The sequence below is a fragment of the Fredinandcohnia onubensis genome (assembly GCF_002734285.1).
Taxonomy (GTDB): Bacteria; Bacillota; Bacilli; order Bacillales; family Bacillaceae_L; genus Ferdinandcohnia; species Ferdinandcohnia onubensis_A.
Window position 1 is genome coordinate 1 of sequence record NZ_NSEA01000027.1, and the last position, 22432, is coordinate 22432.

The 22432-nt window shown below is 36.3% G+C and carries 23 protein-coding genes and 2 tRNA genes; 20 read left to right on the top strand and 5 right to left on the bottom strand.

Annotation, left to right across the window (positions count from 1 at the left end; genetic code table 11):
* Positions 1-216: 216 nt before the first annotated feature.
* The 7 genes from CKJ95_RS21000 (at position 217) to tsaD (ending at position 4915) form a co-directional block, all read left to right on the top strand.
* A tRNA-Met gene (locus tag CKJ95_RS21000) sits at positions 217-293 on the top strand.
* Between the two features lie 3 nt (positions 294-296).
* A tRNA-Asp gene (locus CKJ95_RS21005) sits at positions 297-372 on the top strand.
* Positions 373-1288: 916 nt separating this feature from the next.
* Positions 1289-2278, top strand: a complete 990-nt coding sequence (gene thiL / locus CKJ95_RS21010) for a thiamine-phosphate kinase (protein WP_099355420.1) — start codon at positions 1289-1291, stop codon at positions 2276-2278.
* 10 nt (positions 2279-2288) lie between these two features.
* Positions 2289-2747, top strand: coding sequence for a tRNA (adenosine(37)-N6)-threonylcarbamoyltransferase complex ATPase subunit type 1 TsaE (gene tsaE / locus CKJ95_RS21015; protein WP_099355421.1), 459 nt, complete (start codon positions 2289-2291; stop codon positions 2745-2747).
* Positions 2744-3436 carry a tRNA (adenosine(37)-N6)-threonylcarbamoyltransferase complex dimerization subunit type 1 TsaB gene (gene tsaB / locus CKJ95_RS21020; RefSeq protein ID WP_099355422.1) on the top strand — a complete coding sequence of 231 codons (693 nt, stop codon included), beginning with the start codon at positions 2744-2746 and terminating at the stop codon, positions 3434-3436. The genes tsaE and tsaB overlap by 4 nt, the downstream gene beginning before the upstream one ends.
* A gap of 2 nt (positions 3437-3438) precedes the next feature.
* A complete protein-coding gene (gene rimI / locus CKJ95_RS21025) occupies positions 3439-3906 on the top strand; it encodes a ribosomal protein S18-alanine N-acetyltransferase (RefSeq protein WP_373604863.1) in 468 nt (155 codons plus the stop codon).
* Positions 3899-4915 carry a tRNA (adenosine(37)-N6)-threonylcarbamoyltransferase complex transferase subunit TsaD gene (gene tsaD / locus CKJ95_RS21030; protein WP_099355423.1) on the top strand — a complete coding sequence of 339 codons (1017 nt, stop codon included), beginning with the start codon at positions 3899-3901 and terminating at the stop codon, positions 4913-4915. Before rimI ends, tsaD begins: the two co-directional genes overlap by 8 nt.
* A 286-nt stretch (positions 4916-5201) precedes the next feature.
* On the opposite strand, the gene CKJ95_RS21035 is transcribed toward tsaD, so the two are convergent.
* Positions 5202-7136: an ABC-F family ATP-binding cassette domain-containing protein gene (locus tag CKJ95_RS21035; RefSeq protein ID WP_099355424.1), complete on the bottom strand. Its 1935-nt coding sequence runs from the start codon at positions 7134-7136 to the stop codon at positions 5202-5204.
* 134 nt (positions 7137-7270) lie between these two features.
* Between CKJ95_RS21035 and moaC the strand changes: the two genes are divergently transcribed.
* From moaC to tatC, 4 genes are read left to right on the top strand one after another with little or no spacing between them, the layout of a single operon-like run.
* Positions 7271-7753 carry a cyclic pyranopterin monophosphate synthase MoaC gene (gene moaC / locus CKJ95_RS21040; RefSeq protein ID WP_099355425.1) on the top strand — a complete coding sequence of 161 codons (483 nt, stop codon included), beginning with the start codon at positions 7271-7273 and terminating at the stop codon, positions 7751-7753.
* Positions 7754-7780: 27 nt separating this feature from the next.
* On the top strand, positions 7781-8440 hold the full coding sequence (locus CKJ95_RS21045) for a redox-sensing transcriptional repressor Rex (RefSeq protein ID WP_099355426.1): 660 nt from the start codon (positions 7781-7783) through the stop codon (positions 8438-8440).
* A 35-nt stretch (positions 8441-8475) separates the two neighbouring features.
* Entirely contained in the window at positions 8476-8667 is a 192-nt protein-coding gene (locus CKJ95_RS21050; RefSeq protein WP_010285546.1) for a twin-arginine translocase TatA/TatE family subunit, read from the top strand.
* A 16-nt stretch (positions 8668-8683) separates the two neighbouring features.
* Positions 8684-9433 (top strand): twin-arginine translocase subunit TatC, encoded by a 750-nt coding sequence (tatC, locus tag CKJ95_RS21055; RefSeq protein WP_099355427.1) that lies wholly within the window; start codon positions 8684-8686, stop codon positions 9431-9433.
* Positions 9434-9608: 175 nt separating this feature from the next.
* Here the strand turns inward: tatC and CKJ95_RS21060 are convergent, their stop codons facing one another.
* Positions 9609-9818 carry a YdiK family protein gene (locus CKJ95_RS21060; RefSeq protein ID WP_099355428.1) on the bottom strand — a complete coding sequence of 70 codons (210 nt, stop codon included), beginning with the start codon at positions 9816-9818 and terminating at the stop codon, positions 9609-9611.
* Positions 9819-9821: 3 nt separating this feature from the next.
* The gene (locus CKJ95_RS21065) at positions 9822-10547 is read right to left on the bottom strand and encodes a CPBP family intramembrane glutamic endopeptidase (RefSeq protein WP_099355429.1); all 726 of its coding nucleotides are present in this window, start codon (positions 10545-10547) and stop codon (positions 9822-9824) included.
* 345 nt (positions 10548-10892) lie between these two features.
* Between CKJ95_RS21065 and groES the strand changes: the two genes are divergently transcribed.
* The 4 genes from groES (at position 10893) to CKJ95_RS21085 (ending at position 16561) form a co-directional block, all read left to right on the top strand.
* A complete protein-coding gene (gene groES / locus CKJ95_RS21070) occupies positions 10893-11177 on the top strand; it encodes a co-chaperone GroES (RefSeq protein WP_099355430.1) in 285 nt (94 codons plus the stop codon).
* 55 nt (positions 11178-11232) lie between these two features.
* Positions 11233-12861: a chaperonin GroEL gene (gene groL, locus CKJ95_RS21075; protein ID WP_099355431.1), complete on the top strand. Its 1629-nt coding sequence runs from the start codon at positions 11233-11235 to the stop codon at positions 12859-12861.
* A 435-nt stretch (positions 12862-13296) separates the two neighbouring features.
* On the top strand, positions 13297-15648 hold the full coding sequence (locus CKJ95_RS21080) for a TOTE conflict system archaeo-eukaryotic primase domain-containing protein (RefSeq protein WP_099355432.1): 2352 nt from the start codon (positions 13297-13299) through the stop codon (positions 15646-15648).
* A gap of 172 nt (positions 15649-15820) precedes the next feature.
* Positions 15821-16561 (top strand): Fic family protein, encoded by a 741-nt coding sequence (locus CKJ95_RS21085; RefSeq protein WP_099355433.1) that lies wholly within the window; start codon positions 15821-15823, stop codon positions 16559-16561.
* A 197-nt stretch (positions 16562-16758) separates the two neighbouring features.
* Here the strand turns inward: CKJ95_RS21085 and CKJ95_RS21090 are convergent, their stop codons facing one another.
* Both CKJ95_RS21090 and CKJ95_RS21095 read right to left on the bottom strand, forming a co-directional pair.
* Positions 16759-17133 carry a DUF4363 family protein gene (locus CKJ95_RS21090; protein WP_099355447.1) on the bottom strand — a complete coding sequence of 125 codons (375 nt, stop codon included), beginning with the start codon at positions 17131-17133 and terminating at the stop codon, positions 16759-16761.
* A 10-nt stretch (positions 17134-17143) separates the two neighbouring features.
* Positions 17144-17875, bottom strand: a complete 732-nt coding sequence (locus CKJ95_RS21095; RefSeq protein WP_218962769.1) for a DUF421 domain-containing protein — start codon at positions 17873-17875, stop codon at positions 17144-17146.
* A 239-nt stretch (positions 17876-18114) separates the two neighbouring features.
* Between CKJ95_RS21095 and CKJ95_RS21100 the strand changes: the two genes are divergently transcribed.
* The 5 genes from CKJ95_RS21100 (at position 18115) to CKJ95_RS21120 (ending at position 21870) form a co-directional block, all read left to right on the top strand.
* Complete coding sequence (locus tag CKJ95_RS21100; protein WP_099355434.1) at positions 18115-18540, top strand: hypothetical protein; 426 nt, start codon at positions 18115-18117, stop codon at positions 18538-18540.
* Between the two features lie 122 nt (positions 18541-18662).
* Positions 18663-19370 (top strand): hypothetical protein, encoded by a 708-nt coding sequence (locus CKJ95_RS21105; protein WP_099355435.1) that lies wholly within the window; start codon positions 18663-18665, stop codon positions 19368-19370.
* Positions 19371-19732: 362 nt separating this feature from the next.
* Positions 19733-20407 (top strand): metal-dependent hydrolase, encoded by a 675-nt coding sequence (locus CKJ95_RS21110; RefSeq protein WP_099355436.1) that lies wholly within the window; start codon positions 19733-19735, stop codon positions 20405-20407.
* Between the two features lie 172 nt (positions 20408-20579).
* Positions 20580-21176, top strand: a complete 597-nt coding sequence (locus CKJ95_RS21115; RefSeq protein WP_099355437.1) for a 50S ribosomal protein L25 — start codon at positions 20580-20582, stop codon at positions 21174-21176.
* 319 nt (positions 21177-21495) lie between these two features.
* Positions 21496-21870, top strand: coding sequence for a hypothetical protein (locus CKJ95_RS21120; RefSeq protein ID WP_099355438.1), 375 nt, complete (start codon positions 21496-21498; stop codon positions 21868-21870).
* The last annotated feature ends 562 nt before the right edge of the window (positions 21871-22432 follow it).

Sequence of the window (22432 nt, forward strand, 5' to 3'; positions counted from 1 at the left end):
GCTCTTCAGCGCCGATGGTAGTTGGGACTTTGTCCCTGTGAGAGTAGGACGTCGCTAGGCTTAAATATTATTATCGCGGGGTGGAGCAACTAGCGTTGCATCATCGAAGTTACTGCGAGTTGTCCCGACGGATTAAGCTTCTTGAATTTGCTTGCAGAGGAAGGGACAGTCAACAGATAACTAAGCGCATAACAAAAACTATATATTTTCTATTATCGCGGGGTGGAGCAGTCTGGTAGCTCGTCGGGCTCATAACCCGAAGGTCGTAGGTTCAAATCCTGCCCCCGCAACCAAATGGTCCCGTGGTGTAGCGGTTAACATGCCTGCCTGTCACGCAGGAGATCGCCGGTTCGATCCCGGTCGGGACCGCCATTTATGCATACACACGAAACTTTGTAGTTTCGTTTTTTTTTATGGGGAAATTTAAATGTTTTTGGATTAACCACAGTTATTAATGCTGTGGTTTTTTTTTATTTATTGAGTGAATGAATACCTTTTAATGTTATTTTGTTTGATAGAAGTTAACAAAGGTAAACCTAATTGAAGCTGGAAGGAATGGATTTAGGAAAAGGATAAAATATATAGAATTGTTGACGAGAACTTTCAATAAAGCATTTATCGGAAGCTATGAGAGGGAAAACTACAAGAAAATACAATTGAAATGTTCTTCATGAGAGTTATGAAAGGGAAAACAAGCAAAGAAAACACGAGAAATACTCTTCATAAGGGGTATGAAAGGGAAAACGAGCAAAGAAAACGAATGAAATTCTCTTCATAAGGGTTATGAACGGGAAAACGAACAAATAAAACGAATGAAATCCTCTTCATGAGAGATGAAGAACCGAACGCAGCAAGAATACCAGTAAAAAGTCCTTCATAAAGCTAATGAAAGCCCGAACCCAGCAAGAATCCCAAAGCAAAGTCCTTCATCGAGCTTATGAAAGCCCGAACGCATCAAGAACCCCCAAGCAAAGTCCTTCATCAAGCAGATGAAAGCCCGAACGCATCAAGAACCCCCAAGCAAAGACCTTCATCAAGCAGATGAAAGCCCGAACGCATCAAGAACCCCCAAGCAAAGTCCTTCATCAGTATTATGAACGACCAACCCCAATGTAACCATCTCCCCACCTATCTTCATTAACAACCAATTATTTTTTTCTTTTTTTGCTGATTTTGTTGAAATACGGTAAACTTATAATGATGTACTAAGGTCCTTAGGAGTTGTCCTAAGGCTTTTTTTACTACTTTGTATTTTATAGTTTCTTTCGACTTTATAGGAGTGACGTTAATGGCTTTGCAGGACGAATTTCACTTTATTTATCAAATTAAACCAAAGCGTGTTGCCCAATCCGGACTAATTGCAGGTATAGGTGATGATGCTGCGCTGTTTCGGCCAACACCAGGTATGGAACAAATTATCTGCATGGATACGATGGTAGAGGGTGTTCATTTTACTTCTCAAACAATGGATCCTTTTCAAGTGGGTTATAAGGCATTGGCTGTTAATATTAGTGATATTGCAGCGATGGGTGGAATCCCTACCTACTATTTAGTGTCGATTGCAATTCCAAAGGATTGGAATGAAACAGATTTGTTATCGATCTATGAAGGTATGGCAATGCTAGCAGATAGGTACGATATGGATTTAATTGGTGGCGATACGGTATCAATTGCTGAAACGTTAGTTATTACGGTGACTGTTCTAGGTGAAGTTGAGAAAGGTGCCCATCTATTACGAAGCCATGCAAAGCCAGGAGATATTGTTTTTGTAACGGGAACGGTTGGGGATTCTGCGGCTGGTTTGAATTTATTATTACATAATGGTAAGGAATACTCATTTACTGAGCCAGAGAAAACACTAATCCAGAAACATCAGTATCCGAAACCGAGAGTGGAAATTGGTAGATTATTATCAACGTTACAAAGAGTTTCTTTGAATGATATTAGTGATGGTTTAGCAAGTGAAACAAATGAGATTGCAAAAGCTAGTGGTGTCACTTTACGAATAGATGAAGATAAAATCCCATTCAGTGAAGCTATTTTAAATCAATATAAAGACCGTGCTCTTGAGTTTGCGTTATATGGTGGAGAGGACTTTGAATTGATCGGAACTATGGCTCCATCAGATTGGGATATACTAGAGAAAAAAGCAAAAAAACATGGTTATATCCTTTCAAATATTGGGACTGTCTCGGAAGGTGCTCCTGCTGTAATTTTGATTCGAGGCGGGGAATCTCATAAGCTTGAGATGAAGGGTTATAATCACTTTACTAAATAAGGTGGAATATATGAAAAAATTTGAGTTTATTACGAATACACCTGATGAAACGGGGAGTTTTTCACATCGTTTGGCCGAAAAGCTTGGTCCTGGTGATGTGTTAACTCTTGAGGGTGATTTAGGGGCAGGAAAAACAACGTTTACTAAAGGGCTTGCCAAAGGACTTGGCATTACAAGAACGGTGAACAGTCCAACCTTTACAATAATAAAAGAATATCAAGGGAGAATCCCGTTGTATCATATGGATGTTTATCGATTGGAGCACAGTGATGAAGACCTTGGTTTTGATGAATATTTTGATGGTGAGGGTGTGACTGTTGTTGAATGGGCACATCTTATCGAAGACCGGTTGCCTAAGGACCGTCTCACCATTCGGATTGAACACCAAGGGGATACGAAACGTAAGATTACGGTGATACCAATAGGGGAACGGTATCAACATTTATGTGAGGAGTTATTAAGCGAATGAAAGTGTTAGCTATAGATACATCCAATTATGTATTGGGAGTTGCAATTGTGAATGAGGAGAAGGTAATAGGTGAGGTGATTACAAATCTGCCTAAAAACCATTCTGTCCGCGTGATGCCTACAATTGAACAGTTAATGAAGGAATGTGGGATTAAGCCAAAGGAGCTTGAAAGAATCGTTGTCGCGATGGGCCCTGGTTCTTATACGGGTGTAAGAATTGGAGTAACGATTGCGAAAACACTGGCATGGTCATTGGAGATTCCTTTGGTGGGAGTTTCAAGTTTAGAAATCGTGGCGGCAAATGGTCGGCATTTTAATGGATTCATTTCGCCATTGTTTGATGCCAGACGTGGACAAGTTTATACAGGGCTTTATCAATATGAAGGAAACAGGCTAACCTGTGTTGAAGAAGATAAAATTATTTTATTAGCAGATTGGCTAGAAGAGCTTAAAAAGAGGGAGACGCCGGTTCTTTTTATCGGTAATGATCTAGTTATCCACAAGGAACAGATAGAAACAGATTTAGAGCAATTCGCATATGTTGCACCATATACAGATTGGAATCCGAGACCAAGTGAGTTGGCCGTATTAGGGATGGAGAAAGCGCCTGTAGATGTTCATACATTTGTGCCAAATTACATACGTTTGGCAGAGGCGGAGGCGAATTGGTTAGGGAAGAGGCAGGGGTAAGAATGGAAGAGATCATCAAACAACAAATTTTGTTTCGTTTCATGACGGTAGAAGATATTGATGGTGTGATGAAGGTTGAGACTTCAGCATTTACAGTACCTTGGAAGAGGGAAGCATTTTATAATGAGCTTGTTCATAATCAGTTTGCAAAATATATTGTCATGACTGATAACGATCAAGTAATTGGATATTGTGGAATGTGGCTTATTTTGGATGAGGCCCATATTACCAATATTGCGGTTCTTCCTGAATACAGAGGGAGAAAGCTTGGGGAAGCTTTACTTATGCAGGCGAAGCTTTTAGCGATGCAGCACCAGGCTGCTACGATGACGCTTGAGGTAAGAGTGTCCAATCATGTTGCTCAAAACCTCTATAAAAAATTAGGATTTAAGCCTGGTGGGATCCGAAAAAATTACTATACAGACAATAATGAAGACGCGTTAGTTATGTGGGTGAATTTAAATGAGTGAAAACCAAGTAATCATGGGGATTGAAACGAGCTGTGATGAGACGGCTGTTTCAATTATACAAAATGGACGAGAAATTTTATCAAATGTTGTAGCATCCCAGATCGAAAGTCATAAACGCTTCGGCGGTGTCGTTCCAGAAATCGCATCAAGGCACCATGTTGAAGCCATTACACTGGTAATTGAAGAAGCTTTAAAGCAGGCCGATAAGAGTTTTGAGGATATAGATGGTATTGCAGTGACAGAGGGCCCTGGCTTAGTAGGAGCATTGTTAATAGGTGTCAACGCTGCAAAAGCGGTAGCTTTTGCCCATGATATTCCTCTATTAGGAGTCCACCATATTGCAGGTCATATTTATGCAAATCGATTGGTTGAGGAGCTTGAGTTTCCATTATTGGCTTTGGTTGTTTCTGGCGGCCATACAGAGCTTGTCTACATGGAGGAGCATGCTTCTTTTAAAGTGATTGGGGAAACAAGGGATGATGCTGCTGGTGAGGCGTATGACAAGGTGGCTAGAACCCTTAACCTTCCGTATCCAGGGGGGCCTCACATTGATCGACTCGCACATGAGGGAACAGCAACGATTGATTTACCGAGAGCTTGGCTAGAAGAGGATTCTTACGATTTTAGTTTTAGTGGTTTAAAATCAGCTGTTATTAACACCCTTCATAATGCAGAGCAACGCGGGGAAACCATAGATCCGAAGAATCTAGCAGCAAGCTTTCAGGAAAGTGTGATTGATGTCTTAGTGACAAAGACAGTGAAGGCAGCTAAAGAATATAAGGTTAAACAGGTATTACTAGCAGGAGGGGTTGCGGCAAATAAGGGGCTTCGTGCAGCTTTAGAGCGTGCATTTTCAGACATGCCGGAGGTTAAACTCATTATTCCTCCACTTTCATTATGTACAGATAACGCTGCAATGATTGCTGCAGTTGGTAGTGTGTTATACGAAAAAGGGAAACGTTCATCTTACGCATTGAATGCAAATCCTGGGTTAGACATTGAGAGATAGTAAAAAAGTCCTCTTTTATAAAAGAGGGCTTTTTTTGTTGATAAATAATCCACAAAAACACAGCTTTTGTGGAAAACTAATAAAAAGTACTGAAATAACTAATCCGCATTTGTGGACACTTTATGTGGATAAGTCTGTTGATAAGTGTGGATAATGTGGATAAAGTGGATAACATAGTGTATAACTTTATTTTTTGCAGTAAATGATCAAAAAAAATCCCCATTCTAAAAATTATAGATGGGGATATCTTCATTTTGTTGATAGGTGTAAAGTTCTAGGATGTTAGTTATCCACTAATTTCGTGGAGAGACTCCCATTCCTCCATAAGAGCTTCAAGTTTTGCTGAGGCTTTTTCATTTTCTTCATTAATTCGTTGAACTTCCTCATGATTTTGATAGACTTCTGGATCACAGAGAAGCTGTTCATTTTCTTCGATTTTCTCTTCTATTGTGGAAATTTCCAACTCAATTTCTTCGATTCTACGTTTTCTTTGACGCTCAAGCTTCTTTAATTGTTTTTCTTGTTCATAGGATGTTTTTTCTTGGACCACTTCACGTTTGACGTTTTTAGACTCTTTGGCTTCAAGTCTTGCGAGTTCTTCCATTTCAAACTTCTTTTCAAGGTGGTAATCATAATCACCCAAGTATTCTGTGAGTCCTTCACTGGATAACTCAAAAACTTTTGTTGCAATGCGGTTGATAAAATATCGGTCATGGGAAACAAAAAGGATTGTCCCAGGATAATCGATTAAAGCATTTTCAAGTACTTCCTTGCTATCAAGGTCTAAGTGGTTGGTAGGCTCGTCAAGAATTAGAAAGTTTGACTTCTCCATCATTAGCTTCGATAGGGCAAGTCTTGCTTTCTCGCCACCACTTAAGGTTGAAACGGTTTTTAACACATCATCCCCTGAAAAGAGAAAGTTCCCAAGAACCGTACGGATTTCTTTTTCAGATTTAAGGGGGTATTCATCCCATAATTCATTTAATACCCGTTTGTTCGAGGTGAGGTCCGCCTGTTGTTGGTCATAATAACCAATGGTCACATGTGAACCAAAGCGAAATGTTCCATCTACGTTGTCGAGTTTTTCAATAATTGCTTTTAATAAGGTTGATTTTCCGATTCCGTTTGGACCCACTAATGCGATGCTATCTTCACGGTAAATATTGAAATTGATATTTTTAATAATCGGCTTGTCTTTTTCATAGGAAACGGTGATATTTTTTGCACTTAGTACGTCATTTCCACTTTGTCTTTCAATTTCAAATCGGAAGGAAGCTGATTTTTCATCACCTAACGGCCTGTCCATTAGCTCCATTCTTTCAAGCTGCTTTCGTCTACTTTGGGCACGCTTGGTGGTTGAAGCTCGAACTAGGTTTTTGGCGATGAAATCTTTTAGTTTTTCGACTTCTTCCTGTTGTTTTTCATATTTTTTCAACTCAAGCTCATAGTTTTCAGCCTTAAGTTTTAAATAGTTGCTATAGTTGCCGACATATCTCGTACTTGTGTGTCTTGAAATTTCATAGACTTGGTTGACCACTTTATCAAGGAAGTACCGATCATGGGATACGATTAACAGTGCACCAGGGTATCCTTGTAGATATTGTTCAAGCCACGTAAGCGTGCTAATATCAAGGTGGTTTGTTGGCTCGTCCAAGATTAACAGATCAGGCTTTGTTAGTAATAGTTTACAAAGGGCAAGGCGTGTTTTTTGACCACCGCTTAAGCTCGATATTTTGGTTTGGTAGTCTTCTTCTATAAAATTAAAACCATGTAGGATTGATCGAATATCAGCTTCGTATTGATAGCCGCCCTTTTCCTTAAAATCAACCTGTAGCTGATCATATTCTTCGAGTAATTTCTGGTAATCAACCGGATTTTCAAAGAGGGATGGGTCTCCCATTTTAACCTCTAGGTTTCTGAGGTCTTTTTCAAGCTTTTGTAAGGATGCAAAAACAGTTAGCATTTCTTCCCAGATGGTGAGATTTGATTCAAGTCCTGTGTTTTGGGCGAGGTAATCAATGGTAACGCTTTTTGGCTTGATAATTTCACCGCCGTCATGAGACATATGGCCGGCAATAATTTTTAAAAGTGTTGATTTTCCAGCACCATTTCGTCCAACGATGGCAATACGGTCACGAGTTTGTACTTCTAATTTTATATTCGATAAAATAAGATCAGCAGCAAAATACTTTTTGAGCTGATTTACTTGTAGTAAAATCATGTTATTTCACCTCTTGTTTCTATCAACAGTGTATCTTATATTACTTAATTAGAGCAACTGCAATGATATTGTTCACAGATGTATCAAAGACAGATGTGTTAAAATAGTGTATAGTTTATGGGAGGGTTTGTTTTATGTCATCATTTACCCATTTTAATGAGCAAGGTCGCGCCAAGATGGTCGACATTACGGAAAAGTCAGATACTGTCCGTACAGCAATTGCAAAATCAAGTATTACTGTAAATAAAATCATTTATGAGCAAATAATAAATAATGAGATTAGTAAGGGTGATGTCCTTGCTGTTTCTCAGGTTGCTGGGATAATGGCAGCCAAAAAGACGTCGGAGTTAATTCCGATGTGTCATCCATTGGCATTAAAAGGCGTTGATATACGTTTTAGCTGGACGATCCAAGACGAATATATTTTACATATCACAGTTACAGTTAAAACAAAGGGCAGTACAGGTGTCGAAATGGAAGCACTTACTGCTGCATCTGTTTGTGCGCTAACTGTGTATGATATGTGTAAAGCGGTTGATAAAGGAATGGTCATTGGACCAACTTATTTGGCTGAAAAAACGGGTGGAAAGAACGGAGATTTTAAAAGGGAGCTATAGTAGTTCCAAGTTAGTGGAGGAATTAAGGTGAATCTTGAACAATCAAAAATACCACAAGCAACTGCCAAAAGGCTGCCACTTTACTATCGATTTTTGAAAAATTTGCATGCCTCAGGAAAGCAGAGGGTTTCATCTGCAGAATTAAGTGATGCGGTTAAGGTAGATTCCGCCACAATTCGGAGAGATTTTTCTTATTTCGGAGCATTGGGAAAAAAAGGCTATGGCTATAATGTCAATTATTTATTATCCTTTTTTAGTAAAACCTTAGATCAAGACGAGTTAACGAAGGTTACTCTAATCGGTGTAGGGAATTTAGGTACAGCATTTTTACATTATAATTTTTCGAAAAATAATAATACAAAAATTGAGCTTGCGTTTGATGTGGATTATAATAAGGTAGGTAGTAGTATTGGTGGAGTAAAGGTATGCCATCTTGATGATCTTGAAAAAGAATTGCCTGATGATGTAACAGTGGCCATTTTAACGGTGCCAGTTGGGGCAGCTCAGTCGATTACAGACCGCTTGGTCAATAAAGGGATCAAGGGTATTCTTAATTTTACCCCAGCAAGAATCAATGTGCCTGAACATATTCGGGTCCATCACATTGATTTGGCTGTAGAACTACAAGCTCTAGTATATTTCTTAAAGCATTATTCAAATGATTCAAATGATTCAAATGAAGAATAAAAATAGATCTTACAATTGTAGGGAGGTGACTTACAGTGGGAAGTCTTGGATTCGGTAGTATTTTACTGATTGTATTTGCAGCGTTATTAATCTTTGGACCGAAGAAGTTACCTCAACTAGGTAAAGCAGCAGGTAATACATTGCGTGAGTTTAAAAACGCAACAAAAGGTTTAGCAGATGATGATGACGATGATGTTAAGAAGAATGAAACTCAAGATGTGAAGTAATGATAGGATGAGTCACATGAACGAAAAAGAAATGTCCGTCTATGATCATATTGGAGAGTTACGAAAACGACTGATCTACATAGTCGTTTTCTTCTTCATTGTTGCATTAGGCAGCTTTTTTCTCGCAGAGCCAGTTATCCTTTATTTGCAAAATGCTGACGAAGCAAAAGAGCTGACAATGAATGCTTTCCGTATGACAGATCCAATTAAAATCTATATGCAATTTGCTTTTATCATTGCCCTTGTTATCTCGTCCCCTTTTCTCCTTTATCAGCTTTGGGCCTTCATCAGTCCTGGCTTATATGAGAAGGAAAGAAAGGTAACCTTGAGTTATATTCCGCTTTCGGTAATCCTTTTTTTAATAGGAGTTTCATTCTCCTACTTTATTTTGTTCCCGTTTGTAGTGAACTTTATGACAAGGTTAGCGGAGCGCCTTGATATCAATCAGGTGATCGGGATAAACGAATATTTTCAATTCCTGTTGCAATTGACTTTACCGTTTGGCTTTTTGTTTCAATTACCAGTTATTGTGATGTTTTTAACAAGATTGGGAATTGTAACACCGATGTTTCTTTCTAAAATAAGAAAGTTCGCGTATTTTATTCTATTAGTCATCGGAGGTTTAATCACCCCTCCTGAAATAATCTCGCATTTAATGGTTACAGTCCCGTTGTTCGGATTATATGAAATCAGTATTCTCGTATCAAAAAGTGCCTACAGGAAGGCACTAAAAGCAGAAATGGAAGCGGCAAATACGATGGAGTAGTATAGAAATGCGGAAACGCCTTGCTCAGCCCCGACTATCATAAGAAAAGCCGGTGAGAAGGATGCACTTTATCCTTCTTTCCGGCGTGGCTTATGACCTCGAGGGGCTAGGCGTTGGAGCTAGACAAAAACAAAAAGCGCAACTAGAATGTAAAAAAATAACCTCCGATGTGAGGTTATTTTTTTGTTTTTGCGATTTTTTTTATTTTACTGTGCAGGACAAACATTCGGATTGCCACACCAAAGTCGAAAGTTGCGACAATTGCTAGAAGAATCGTAGAGAAGTTCCAAACGGTCTCCGTCGCACTATTAATTGCAATATAGGTAAACAGAGTCCCCATTAACGCGTAAATGATGCCCATTACAAAAGGTGAAGTTCTTCGCATAAATTAAAAGCCTCCAATAAATGTCTGTTGCAGCTTCTCGGCTTGCTTCATGATCCTTTCTATATCATCTGCAAAAATCGTTTGAACCACTACAACAAAAGTATTCATTGCAACATGTGCAAAGATTGGAACGATAATCCGCTTTGTCCGTACATAAAGGAAGGCAAAGGTAAAGCCCATCGCTGTATAAATCAGAAGATGCGTAAAGTCCATATGCACTACTGCAAAGATTAACGAACTAATCAAGGCAGAAATGAAAAAGTTGAATTTTTTATATAAAGATCCAAAAATAATTTGGCGAAAGATAATTTCCTCAAGGATTGGCCCAATAATGGAAACGACGATTATAAGCAGTGGCAAGGATTTTACCAAGGCCATAATTTCTTGGGTGTTCTCGGAACCAGCCTCAATTCCAAGTAAATGAATCTCAATATTTGCTGCAATAACCTGAGCAGTCATTGCCATAAATATACCTGCAATTGCCCATCCAATCGCTTCCCCTTTTGAAGAACGATGAAGACTTAGATGTCTTTCCTTAATATCTTGTCTTAATAAAAATAATACGATCGGAAGTGCCGCAACAAAACTAACAACAGTCCAAAGGGCAATAATCGTATTTGGGTCTAAACCATCTCCAATGCCTAATAGCAATAGAAGCGGGATACCTAAAATTCCAGAGAACTGCATGATAATGTAAGTTAAAATGACATACCAATAACGAGCTTTCATGAAAATCTCCTTTAGTAGTTGGAATAAATATCAAGTTTTTTATGCTTTTGTCCACTTTTTGTATTGTATCATATATTCACTTATATCCATTAGTATTATGCAAATCCAAATTTTCATTGAAAGAAATTAAATTGTTGGTTTATTTTTCCTTTCATTAACATAGGATAGATAGGTGGGCCAAGTTTCGCTTAATAAAATAGAATTTTTTTGCAAATTTCTATATCAAATGACTTGCAAAATAGGTAGAGATTATTTAATATAATAATTGTGTTAGCACTCATGTTGGTTGAGTGCTAATAAGAAGACGAAACTAATTATTTATATTATTTGAGGAGGTTGTTTCACTTGTTAAAGCCATTAGGTGATCGCGTTGTTATTGAACTAGTTGAATCAGAGGAAAAAACTGCAAGCGGAATTGTATTACCAGATTCTGCAAAGGAAAAGCCTCAAGAAGGTAAAGTAGTTGCTGTTGGTACAGGTCGTGTATTAGACAGTGGTGAAAGAGTAGCTTTAGAGGTTGCGGTTGGTGATCGCATTATCTTCTCAAAATATGCTGGTACTGAAGTGAAATATGAAGGTACTGAATACTTAGTATTACGCGAAAGCGACATTTTAGCTGTAATCGGTTAATAGAAAAACAGCATTTTATATCATAGAATCTTAATTTTTTGAGGAGGGCTTAAGAATGGCAAAAGAAATTAAATTTAGTGAAGATGCTCGTCGCGCTATGCTTCGTGGTGTTGATGCATTAGCAAACGCTGTAAAAGTAACATTAGGACCAAAAGGACGTAACGTGGTTCTTGAGAAAAAATTCGGTTCACCTCTTATCACAAATGACGGTGTAACAATCGCTAAAGAAATCGAATTAGAAGATGCATTCGAAAACATGGGTGCTAAACTAGTTGCTGAAGTTGCTAGCAAAACAAACGATGTAGCTGGTGACGGTACTACTACTGCAACAGTTCTTGCTCAAGCGATGATTCGTGAAGGCTTAAAGAACGTTACTGCTGGTGCAAACCCAATGGTAGTTCGCAGAGGTATTGAAAAGGCTGTAACTACAGCTGTTGAAGAATTAAAAGCTATTTCAAAACCAATTGAAGGTAAAGAATCTATCGCACAAGTTGCTGCTATTTCTTCAGATGACAGTGAAGTTGGCCAATTAATCGCTGAAGCAATGGAGCGCGTTGGTAACGACGGTGTTATTACAATTGAAGAATCTAAAGGGTTCTCTACTGAACTAGAAGTAGTAGAAGGTATGCAATTTGACCGTGGATATGCATCTCCATACATGGTAACTGATTCTGACAAAATGGAAGCAGTTCTTGAAAATCCATATGTTTTAATTACTGATAAAAAGATTTCTAGCATTCAAGAAATCTTACCAGTATTAGAGCAAGTAGTTCAACAAGGTAAGCCATTATTACTAATCGCTGAAGATGTTGAAGGTGAAGCACTTGCAACTCTAGTTGTGAACAAGCTTCGTGGTACATTCAATGCAGTAGCTGTTAAAGCTCCTGGATTTGGTGACCGTCGTAAAGCAATGTTAGAAGATATTGCTATCTTAACTGGTGGTCAAGTAATCACTGAAGATTTAGGTTTAGACCTTAAATCAGCTGACATCACTCAATTAGGTCGCGCTTCTAAGATCGTAGTAACAAAAGAAAATACAACTATCGTTGAAGGTGCTGGCGAATCTGACAAGATCGCAGCTCGCGTTAACAATATCCGTGTTCAAATGGAAGAAACTACTTCTGAATTTGACAAAGAAAAATTACAAGAGCGCCTAGCTAAATTAGCAGGTGGAGTTGCAGTAATCAAAGTTGGTGCTGCTACTGAAACCGAACTAAAAGAACGCAAACTTCGTATTGAAGATGCTCTTAACGCAACTCGCGCAGCAGTTGAAGAAGGTATCGTTTCTGGTGGTGGTACTGCACTTGTGAACGTATATAACAAAGTAGCTGCTATCGAATTAGCTGGAGACGAAGCAACTGGTGTGAACATCGTACTTCGTGCTCTAGAAGAGCCAGTTCGTCAAATCGCTCACAACGCTGGTCTTGAAGGATCTGTAGTTGTTGAACGCTTGAAAAACGAAGAAATTGGTATTGGCTTCAACGCAGCAACTGGTGAGTGGGTAAACATGATCGACGCTGGTATCGTTGACCCAACTAAGGTTACTCGTTCTGCACTACAAAACGCAGCATCTGTATCAGCTATGTTCTTAACAACTGAAGCAGTAATTGCTGACCTACCAGAAAAAGATGCTCCTGCAATGCCTGACATGGGCGGCATGGGTGGAATGGGCGGCATGATGTAATAAGCCGCATCACCCCTTGATATATAAGGGTTTGAAGTGATTTGCTAACAAATTGCTAACATAAGGTAAACATAAAAGAGGCTTCTCAAAAGTTCTTATAACTTTTGGGAAGCCTCTCTCTTTTTATCCTATAAATATGGAAGTATTTATTCTACGGCATAAAGCAAAAAACTATCTTGTCGTATTATAGTTATAATGTTTTCCAACATTTAAATTAGTTTGCTTAATGATAAGACAAAATTAAATTATAAGAACCTCTATTTAATCAAAGGCTCCTTACTCTCTGTTTATTTCAATTAAACTTTGCAAACGTCTTTCATCAATTTAGACGTTAAGACAGTTCTCTTAATGTATATTTTCATTAGATTTATACTGTTAAAGGAGTGTATTCTTGGCTAAACTGGAGTTAAAGATATTAATGATTGGAGTAGCCTTATGGATATTCAAGAGCAGCTCATTCAAGCTTTAAAAGAGATTGATAGACTAAAAAAAGAAAATATACAATTAAAAAAGGATCTCTATAAAGCGCAAGGTCGTAATACATCCTATAGTCAAACATCTAGTATAAAGAAAACAATTACTGATTTTTCCCATAAAGAAAAAGCAGCAATTTTGCTATTTATGGACCTTTTTCGGGGGAGGTCTGATGTTTTTGCTCAAAGGTGGGAGTCGAAAACTACAGGTAAATCTGGTTATTCACCTGTATGTGAAAACGAGTGGGATAAAAAGCTTTGTCGAAAACCTAAAATCAAATGTCAGAATTGCTCCCATCGATTATTTCATACCTTAACTCCTCAAGTTATTTACGAACATTTAAGTGGCATAAAAACTGTAGGAATATATCCGTTACTTGAAGATAATACGTGTTATTTTCTGGCTGTGGACTTTGATAAAAAACAATGGCATGATGATGTATGTGCATTTACTGAAACCTGTAAAAACTTTGGGTTATCATATCATATCGAACGTTCCCGGTCAGGAGAAGGGGCTCATATTTGGTTCTTTTTTGAAAAGGCAATAAGTGCTTCACTGGCTAGAAAGTTTGGGAAGATTCTATTATCGAAAACAAATGAAAAACGCTTTGAGGTTGGAATGGATTCCTATGATAGAATGTTCCCTAACCAGGACACGCTACCTAAAGGCGGTTTTGGCAATTTAATAGCCCTGCCGTTACAGAAACAAGCAAAAATGAAAGGTAATAGTGTGTTTGTTGATGATTCTTTTCAGGAAATTGCGGATCAATGGAAGTATATTTCGTCGATAAAAAAGATATCTGAAAAAAACATTTTACAAATAGTAACAAAATTTTCAGAGGAAGAAGGCTATATTAAGGTAAATGAGAAAGTTGATAATAGTAACTTGCCAACAGAAGTTACCATTGAATTAAATCATGGTATTCAGATTCCAAAGACTTTATTACCTAGTAGGGTAGTAAATGAATTACATAAACTTGGGACATTTGGAAATCCGGAGTATTTCAAAGCTCAAGCAAAACGTTTTTCGACTCATCGAATTCCTAGAATAATTGATTGTACACAGATAAATGATAATATGCTCATATTGCCAAGAGGTCTAATAGAAAAAGTGGAGGAAATTTTCTTTAAGTATAAAATAACTCTTAAAATAATAAACAATCAATTTGTTGGGAATTCCATTAATGCTAAATTTTATGGTCAACTTACTACCCAACAAGCGGATGCTGTTGCTTCTATGGTTAATTATGACAATGGAATATTAGCAGCAGATACTGGCTTTGGAAAAACAGTGACAGCTGCAGCATTGATTAGTAGAAATAAAACCAATACACTCATAATTGTGCATCGCACACAATTAGTTGAACAATGGAAAGAGAGATTATCAACTTTTTTAAATATCCCAGTAAAAGAAATTGGTCAAATTGGTGGTGGGAAGAACAAACCAAGCTACAACATAGATATATCTACAATTCAATCACTTAATCATAATGGTTTAATAAAATCTGATATACACCATTATGGTCAAATTATCGTTGATGAATGTCATCATATTTCTGCTATCAGCTTTGAAAAGGTATTGAAATCTGTTCGAGCAAAAAAAGTGTATGGCTTAACGGCAACTCCAGTTAGGAAAGATGGGATGCACCCGATAATATTTATGCAATGTGGACCTGTAAGATATAAAACGAATAATAGACAGCAAGCCAATATTCGACCGTTTAAACAAACCCTTGTTAAAAGAGAAACATCGTTGAAAACGAATGAAACTGATATACAAGCTATATACTCTTTGTTATCTACTAATAAAGAACGTAACGATATGATTTTTAATGATGTTCTACAAGCCCTAGAGGAAAAAAGATCTCCAATAGTGCTAACGGAACGTTTAGACCATGTAAATGAACTACATGAGCTTTTTAAGGGATTTGCTAAAAATATTATTATTTTATCAGGAGCAATGAAGAAAAAAGAACGGCATCAACAGATAGATAAGTTAATGAATTTACCCGATAGTGAGGAGAGATTGTTAATTGCTACAGGAAAGTTTATTGGAGAAGGGTTTGACGATTCTAGATTAGATACACTTTTTCTAACGATGCCAATCTCTTGGAAAGGAACATTACAACAATATGTAGGACGACTTCACCGGGATCATCGTGATAAAGATGAGGTAAAGGTGTTTGATTATGTAGATTCAAACGTGGATGTTTTACAGAAAATGTTTGAAAAGAGATTAAAGGGATATAAAAATATTGGTTATAGTCTATATGGTCAAAACAAAAAGAAAAGCCAACAAATTCAATTATTCTAGTAGTTTGATATAAATAATTAATTTAACAATTAAACAGCATGAATGAGGGAATCGATTGGTGCAAATTACAATTCTCCTATTATAAATTATTTGATTAAAATTTAGAAGATATATTCAAGAAACGATGGTATTCTCAATTTAAGTATATGTTTTAGTGAGAGAGGTGAAGCCGGTGTTCGAACATATTAATCAAAAAAAAGCGCTTCTAGATGCTAATAGACCATTACCCAAATATACAGTCAAAAGTTTACGTGAAAAGTTATTACTCGAATGGACATATAATACTAATGCGATTGAAGGAAACACGTTAACTATCAACGAAACAAAGGTAGTTCTAGAAGGAATTACCGTTGGTGGTAAAACGCTGCGTGAGCACTTGGAAGTTATTAATCATCGGGATGCGATTCACTATGTAGAGGAAATTGTACATAAGAGTGAACCTTTGTCGGAATGGCATATTAAGAATCTACATCGACTTGTACTAAAAGGAATTGATGATGAATATGCAGGTGTATATCGGGACCAACAAGTTTTTATTTCTGGTGCTAAACATATCCCTCCAGCTCCTTTCCTCATAAAAGAAGAGATGGAACAGTTGATGGCATGGTACGAACAAGCAGAAACAAAAAAATTACATCCAGTTGCTCGTGGAGCTATGCTACACGCTATATTCGTTGGCATTCATCCATTTATTGATGGAAATGGTCGAACATCACGGTTGTTATTAAATTTAGAACTCATGAAAGATGGTTTTCCGCCAATTGTTATTAAAGTGGAAAATCGAATAGCTTATTATGAAGCATTAGATAAAGCACATACAAACAAAGAATATGATGACTTTTTTAAGTTAGTCGCGGGCGAAGTAGAAGATTCATTAAACCTATATTTAAGTACAATAAATAGAAACGCTTAGTAAAAAGTAAAGTATAATTGTCAGCTCAAGATACAAGATAAACACCTCTATATAACTTTGACTGCAATGCCAACATAGGGTAAATATAAAAGAGGCTTCTCATAAGTTAACTAAACTTGTGAGAAGCCTTTTTTCTTTTACTTACGTTAAGTTCTTTTCTAAGTTATTTATATTCGAAGTTAATTTTGGGCCCCCAGTTATTTTGCTAACTTATCCCATAGCTCATAAAAATAATAGATTTCTTCCATAATTGCTTTGTCTTCTTTCACTTCTATGCCACCTTTTATTCTCGCGAGGGTCTCATTTATCTGGAATATATATTCTTTCTCTACACTAAATTGAATTCTACGAACAATCTTTTCCCAGGCAGTTTCAGCATAATTGATATTATTACTAGCTTTATCCCAATTCTTTTCTTTTACGTCAGCTTCGATCTGGTTTACGGTCTCATATAATCGATCGTCTTTTCCTAAAGGTTTTTTTAATAAAGAGCCACTATTCATAATAAAAATAAAAAGTACTAATGTTAGAAGAGGGATAAGAGATAATATAACTTTTTTCAATGTCTTCACCTCAAATATTTTAAAATGGTCCCTCATAGTCACCAATATCTGATTTTTTACTAACATGGTCCTCGTATAAATCAATATATAATTCACCATTGGGTAAAATTAAAGCATAAAAAACTTGTTGAACATCTTCTATACCTTTTAATCGTAATTGTTGCAATAACCAATTCCGATCCTTTTTTCTCTGTAATAAATTTTGCACAATAACTATACCATCCTGAATGACCTCTGTGGATAGACCGCTTGGAGAACCTTGAAAGTTTAAATCCTTTGGAGTCAAGGGAAGGTATTCTGCCTTTTGTAGAACTGATAACTTTCCATTTACTTCAAATATTGCTAAATCAACCTGTGTAATATCAAAAACTCCTCGATCCCGAAGAAGCATTATTAACTCGCTAATATTAATTCGCATTTTCACTAAATTTTTTTCTAAAATCTTGCCATTCTCGATTACTATAGTTGGCTCCCCATCAAGAACTCTGCCTATATAGCGATTTTTTACAGTTATAAATTGTAATAGAAAGGTTAACAGGGCAAAACCGGCTAAACCGACCCAGTGTGCCCAAGCTTTTGATGATAAGTCAGTGGCCAATGAGGCTGCAATAGAACCTATCGTAATACCGTTAATATAATCAAAAAAAGTCAATTGTCCTACTTCTTGTTTCCCGAGAATTCGAGTGAAAATTAAGAGAGTAAAAAAAGAAATAATAACTCTCACAAAGACAACAAGAGCTTCATCCAACATAATTATCCTCCTCTAGGTACCTCATTAATAATATTTCCAAAAATAGGAGACTTAGTATTTTGAAGAATAATCGAAGACTGACAGTAAATCGTCCCATGATAAATGACTCTTGTCACATTATGTAATTTATAATAATGTAAAAATGCCATTAGTGTGATAGTTATATATTTGCTTTCGTATAGTCAGCAACTTACAATAGAGAATCGGTTTAAAATGTTTTTTAGGAATGGTGAAGAAAAATGCTATATATGTGGCATATTGAGAAGATAATTAAAGATACGTTACTAGACCTCAATATAAAAATAAATGTTGAATCCAGCGATAAACTCAAAGTACCGATGAGTTATAATGTAACAACAAATACGATAAAGTTTAATTACTTACAAATTAACGGATATAACTCTAAAATTAATTTTAAAGTTAAAGAAACAGATGATAATTTTGTAAAGCTAATTCTATATCGTCAGCTTGGTTATTACTTAGAATTTAGAAAAAATCCAAGAGTTTTAAAGACTCTCCTTTATGGTGAAGAAAAAGAGAAGGAACAGCTTTTAGCAGAAATCGAAGAGAATGCTTGGGAATATGGGAGAACACTGGTACCTGAATATTTATCAAGTGCTTATGATCAAGTACGTGAATTGGATAAATTTCTATTGAAAGATTGAAAAAACCAAAGGTGTCTTTATGTATAGGGCTGTTCAGTTCACTTTCATTTCGTATCGCAGGGCGATATAACACTTGCAAATAACTCTAAAAACCTTCATATTTAATAGAAAGGAGGTGCGATATGAGACGCGATATACAACCTAATGAACAAGCTTACTCATCTAAGGAAGTGGCAGAAAAGGTGGGTATTGCAACACCTACTGTCCGAAAGTATGGCCAAATCTTAGAGCAGAATGGATATGAGTTTTTAAAAGATGGCGATCGGCGTATTTTTGTTCATTCAGACATCGAAGTGCTTATAGCGCTACGCGATACAGACAAGTCTCTAGACGATACAGCTAAAGAACTTGTGGAACAACAAAAAGATAGATTAGAAGAATCCAATGAAACAAAGATAGCGGTAACCAATACATATGAAAGTCTACCTCAAGATCCTAATCAAATAAAAGAGGTATTAATGTTTCTAGCAAATGAACTTGCAGCCACACGGGAAATGAATGTTCAACTGACAAACGAAATGGTAGAGCTTAAAACAAAGGTATCCCGACTTCAACAAGATCATCATATTATAAGTTCTACGATTGGAAATTCAGCGCAAAAAACGAATGCTAAAATAGAAAAACTAACTGAACAACAAAAGAACCATTACGAAACATTGTTACAACAGGAAAAACAAAAATCTGAGCTTTTACAAAAAGAAATCCAAAATATGCGGGATGAACAGAAAAAAGAATGGAATTCACAAAATGATTTTAATAAGCGTTTAGAAGAAGCGATACATAAACCAAAAGAAAAATGGGGAGGAATCTTCTCGATATTTCGAAAATGAGTCATCTTGAATAGAGTAATCTAGAAAGGGTTGAAGGACTCTTTTTTTTTATTTCGCTAGGCGATAGACCTTACGATTATTTGCCACATGTATGATATGAGATCCACTTAATAAACGATATGTTTCAGTTTGAAAGTTTCAGCGACTTAATAATAGTATTCAACAGGTAAAGGGCTGTCTGCTATATTTTGATTTGTATCGCCAGGCGATATATGAGATTACGAGACAAGAGACATTAGATAAAGACCTCTCCCCAATAAATAGCACTATATTTCAAAATTCTACAACTTCCCGGGAAATATCTACAAATTATGAGCATATTATTGACAATTTAAGATAAATAACAACATAGAGGTGACAACATGAAAGGTCGAACACATTTAGCAATAGGGTTAGGGATAGGAGCGGTGGCGTCTGTTAGCCAACCGCTTGAAATGATGCCTGTGATTTTAGTTGCGTCTGGCGTGGCTTCCCTTGCTCCTGATTTAGACGGGAATAATCTATTAAATAAGCGTGTAACTAAGACAGCTAAACTAATAAAAAAGGGTGGAGTCTTTGTAGGTGGTACATTAATGGCCCTGGCTTTGGTTGCATTCTTTTTAGATTTAAATTACTTGTCTTTCCTAGATGATAAATGGTTTAAACAACAAAACAGTCTTCTGCTTTTTGGGTGGGGTGCAGTAATATTAGGACTTTCCTTTAATGGTCAGGAAACTTTAAAAAATATTCTAATGAGCATTCTAAGTTTGTTCTTACTGTATTATGCAGTTGCGAATGAATTGTGGTGGTTGGTTATGTTTGCTTTATACATTGGGGGAGCAGGGTGGTTTGCACACAGAGGGCCGACGCATACGATTTGGGCATTGGCTTATTGGTGGTATATGTCACATCTGTTGGAAGTTAATACAAAGGTAAATGGTTTGGCACTAATTTCAACGTTCGCATATTTTTCGCATATTTTAGGAGATATGCTTACGAAAAAAGGGGTTAAATTTCTGTATCCGATCATTAATAAAGTATTCCGATTCCGATTTTAATAGTTGGACAATATGTGTGATTTACAATTCTTAACTCAGTAAGCCAATTACATGAAATAAAATGCAGGATTAGGTATACTAGAAATATAAGTAATTCTAATATTTCTTAGACTGTTTTTTATACAAAAACTAATGTCCAAGATTTAAAGCTTATCAGAAAGGTGGAAGTAAAATGAGTATGTTAGTAGCAGAAAAAAGGAAAGAAACTAAAAAAACGATCTTGAAAAGATTGAGGAGTGAAGGGAAAATCCCTGCTGTTGTTTATGGAAGGGCCATTCCTACAGAGTCAATCTTGATTAACAACACTGATTTAAGAAATGTAATCAAGGCTGTTGGTAGAAATGGTATTTTCTCGTTAAATGTTGATGGGACTTCAAAAAACGTTATTTTAAGAGATTATCAAAGTAACCCTGTAACCAAGGAAATTATTCATGTAGATTTGCTTCAGGTAGATCAGAATACAGAAATTGATACAAGAGTAAGTGTAATTCTAAAGGGAACTTCGAATGGAGAGAAAGTCGGTGGAGTTGCTAAACAATTTGTTCATGAATTAGATATAACAGCTAAGGCGAATGATCTCCCTGACTTTATTGAAATTGACATTACTGAATTTGAAATCGGACATTCCGTTCGAGTAGCAGATATTAAAAAAGAATATAGTAACTGTACAATCAAACATGAAGATGATGAAACGATTGTGTCAATCGACTATGTGAAAGCACAAGCCAATGAAGACGAAGAAAGTGAAGTTGAAGTTTCGGGCGTCTAATCCTGCGATCTAACCTGGTAAGTTGAAAATAGGAATATAAGACAACCCAAAACTGCGTTTATAAGTGTAAAATAAAACAAATAAAGATAGCAATACTTTTTTATAAAAAATTTATTATGAGTCTATAGTAGAAGCATTTATTTGTTCTTCTACTATAGGCTTTTTTTCTGAAGAAAATGCTTTAATCCCTCCATTTTATATGTAGTTAGTTATATATTGTTCGAAACCTCTTTCATATAGGATGTGTTACAATGTAGGTATATAATCGAATCTTTTGTGCTTGAAATTATTGTGACATGAGGGCGAGGGATTAGGGGAAATGCAATTAGTTTTTACATATATAGTAACCCTTATTGCAATAGGGGTATCGGTGTTTATTTCGCTTTTTTTCAAAGCTGAACTAGAGCGAATGTTTCGCGAAAAAACGAGCGTGATCGCGTTCCATATTTGTAATGTGCTTATTGTGTTAATGGTGTCGTTTGCGTTTCATATCGTATTTACTATTTATATATTTAAGAATGAGTTAAATTTGCTGCTGCAAATGCTTATTAACTTGTTCATTATCCTCCCGATTTATGCTATTGGGAATTTCATATTTGAAAAAAATAAATTTAAGTTTCGAAAATACAGACCGGCTGAAGATGGAAAAGTGCTCGTAATCAATGAAAAGTACTTGCAGAAGAAAAAAAGATAAGTTGAATAGTAGGAAAGATTAGAACCAGGCTCTCAAAAAACGAGGCCTGGTTTTCTTCGTCTTATCAATCATGTGTATAGAGAATTAGGGCGTATCGAGTTATATTCCCTAAATACGGTAAAAAGGTACTATGAGGATACTACATATAGTGTATTTTGACAAAAAAACAGAAAATTTCAGCATATTCGGAGGATATTTGAGGATTTGGGAGGATCTTGGAAGGATAAACCACTATTCCCCCTCAAATTTTTCGAAAGAGTGAAATATGCTAGTTTATCACGAGATATGCTAGATTATCAGGTTTGTCCGAATTTTATTATTCCTCTATACTTTTAATGTAACCCAAAAAGTAATGGCTGTTAAACAAAAAAATGCTTATTCCCTCAAGAACAATAGTTCAAAAGTTATATCCTCAAACGGTCTTGAAAAATGTAGCCTTTATAATTCCCCTGCATTTTTCGTCGGACAGAATAATGAATTATACCTATCTATTATTCTAATCAATCTTAAAATTCAATAGGGAAGCTGTTCTATAAAGGTATGGAGGAATATGTTAATGCTT

What these genes read in the sequence shown, in the direction of transcription:
- thiL (WP_099355420.1), top strand. Translation starts at nt 1,289, where the DNA reads ATGGCTTTGCAGGACGAATTTCACTTTATTTATCAAATTAAACCAAAG.
- tsaE (WP_099355421.1), top strand. Translation starts at nt 2,289, where the DNA reads ATGAAAAAATTTGAGTTTATTACGAATACACCTGATGAAACGGGGAGT.
- tsaB (WP_099355422.1), top strand. Translation starts at nt 2,744, where the DNA reads ATGAAAGTGTTAGCTATAGATACATCCAATTATGTATTGGGAGTTGCA.
- rimI (WP_373604863.1), top strand. Translation starts at nt 3,439, where the DNA reads ATGGAAGAGATCATCAAACAACAAATTTTGTTTCGTTTCATGACGGTA.
- tsaD (WP_099355423.1), top strand. Translation starts at nt 3,899, where the DNA reads ATGAGTGAAAACCAAGTAATCATGGGGATTGAAACGAGCTGTGATGAG.
- CKJ95_RS21035 (WP_099355424.1), bottom strand. Translation starts at nt 7,136, where the DNA reads ATGATTTTACTACAAGTAAATCAGCTCAAAAAGTATTTTGCTGCTGAT.
- moaC (WP_099355425.1), top strand. Translation starts at nt 7,271, where the DNA reads ATGTCATCATTTACCCATTTTAATGAGCAAGGTCGCGCCAAGATGGTC.
- tatC (WP_099355427.1), top strand. Translation starts at nt 8,684, where the DNA reads ATGAACGAAAAAGAAATGTCCGTCTATGATCATATTGGAGAGTTACGA.
- CKJ95_RS21060 (WP_099355428.1), bottom strand. Translation starts at nt 9,818, where the DNA reads ATGCGAAGAACTTCACCTTTTGTAATGGGCATCATTTACGCGTTAATG.
- CKJ95_RS21065 (WP_099355429.1), bottom strand. Translation starts at nt 10,547, where the DNA reads ATGAAAGCTCGTTATTGGTATGTCATTTTAACTTACATTATCATGCAG.
- groL (WP_099355431.1), top strand. Translation starts at nt 11,233, where the DNA reads ATGGCAAAAGAAATTAAATTTAGTGAAGATGCTCGTCGCGCTATGCTT.
- CKJ95_RS21080 (WP_099355432.1), top strand. Translation starts at nt 13,297, where the DNA reads ATGGATATTCAAGAGCAGCTCATTCAAGCTTTAAAAGAGATTGATAGA.
- CKJ95_RS21095 (WP_218962769.1), bottom strand. Translation starts at nt 17,875, where the DNA reads ATGTTGGATGAAGCTCTTGTTGTCTTTGTGAGAGTTATTATTTCTTTT.
- CKJ95_RS21100 (WP_099355434.1), top strand. Translation starts at nt 18,115, where the DNA reads ATGCTATATATGTGGCATATTGAGAAGATAATTAAAGATACGTTACTA.
- CKJ95_RS21105 (WP_099355435.1), top strand. Translation starts at nt 18,663, where the DNA reads ATGAGACGCGATATACAACCTAATGAACAAGCTTACTCATCTAAGGAA.
- CKJ95_RS21110 (WP_099355436.1), top strand. Translation starts at nt 19,733, where the DNA reads ATGAAAGGTCGAACACATTTAGCAATAGGGTTAGGGATAGGAGCGGTG.
- CKJ95_RS21115 (WP_099355437.1), top strand. Translation starts at nt 20,580, where the DNA reads ATGAGTATGTTAGTAGCAGAAAAAAGGAAAGAAACTAAAAAAACGATC.
- CKJ95_RS21120 (WP_099355438.1), top strand. Translation starts at nt 21,496, where the DNA reads ATGCAATTAGTTTTTACATATATAGTAACCCTTATTGCAATAGGGGTA.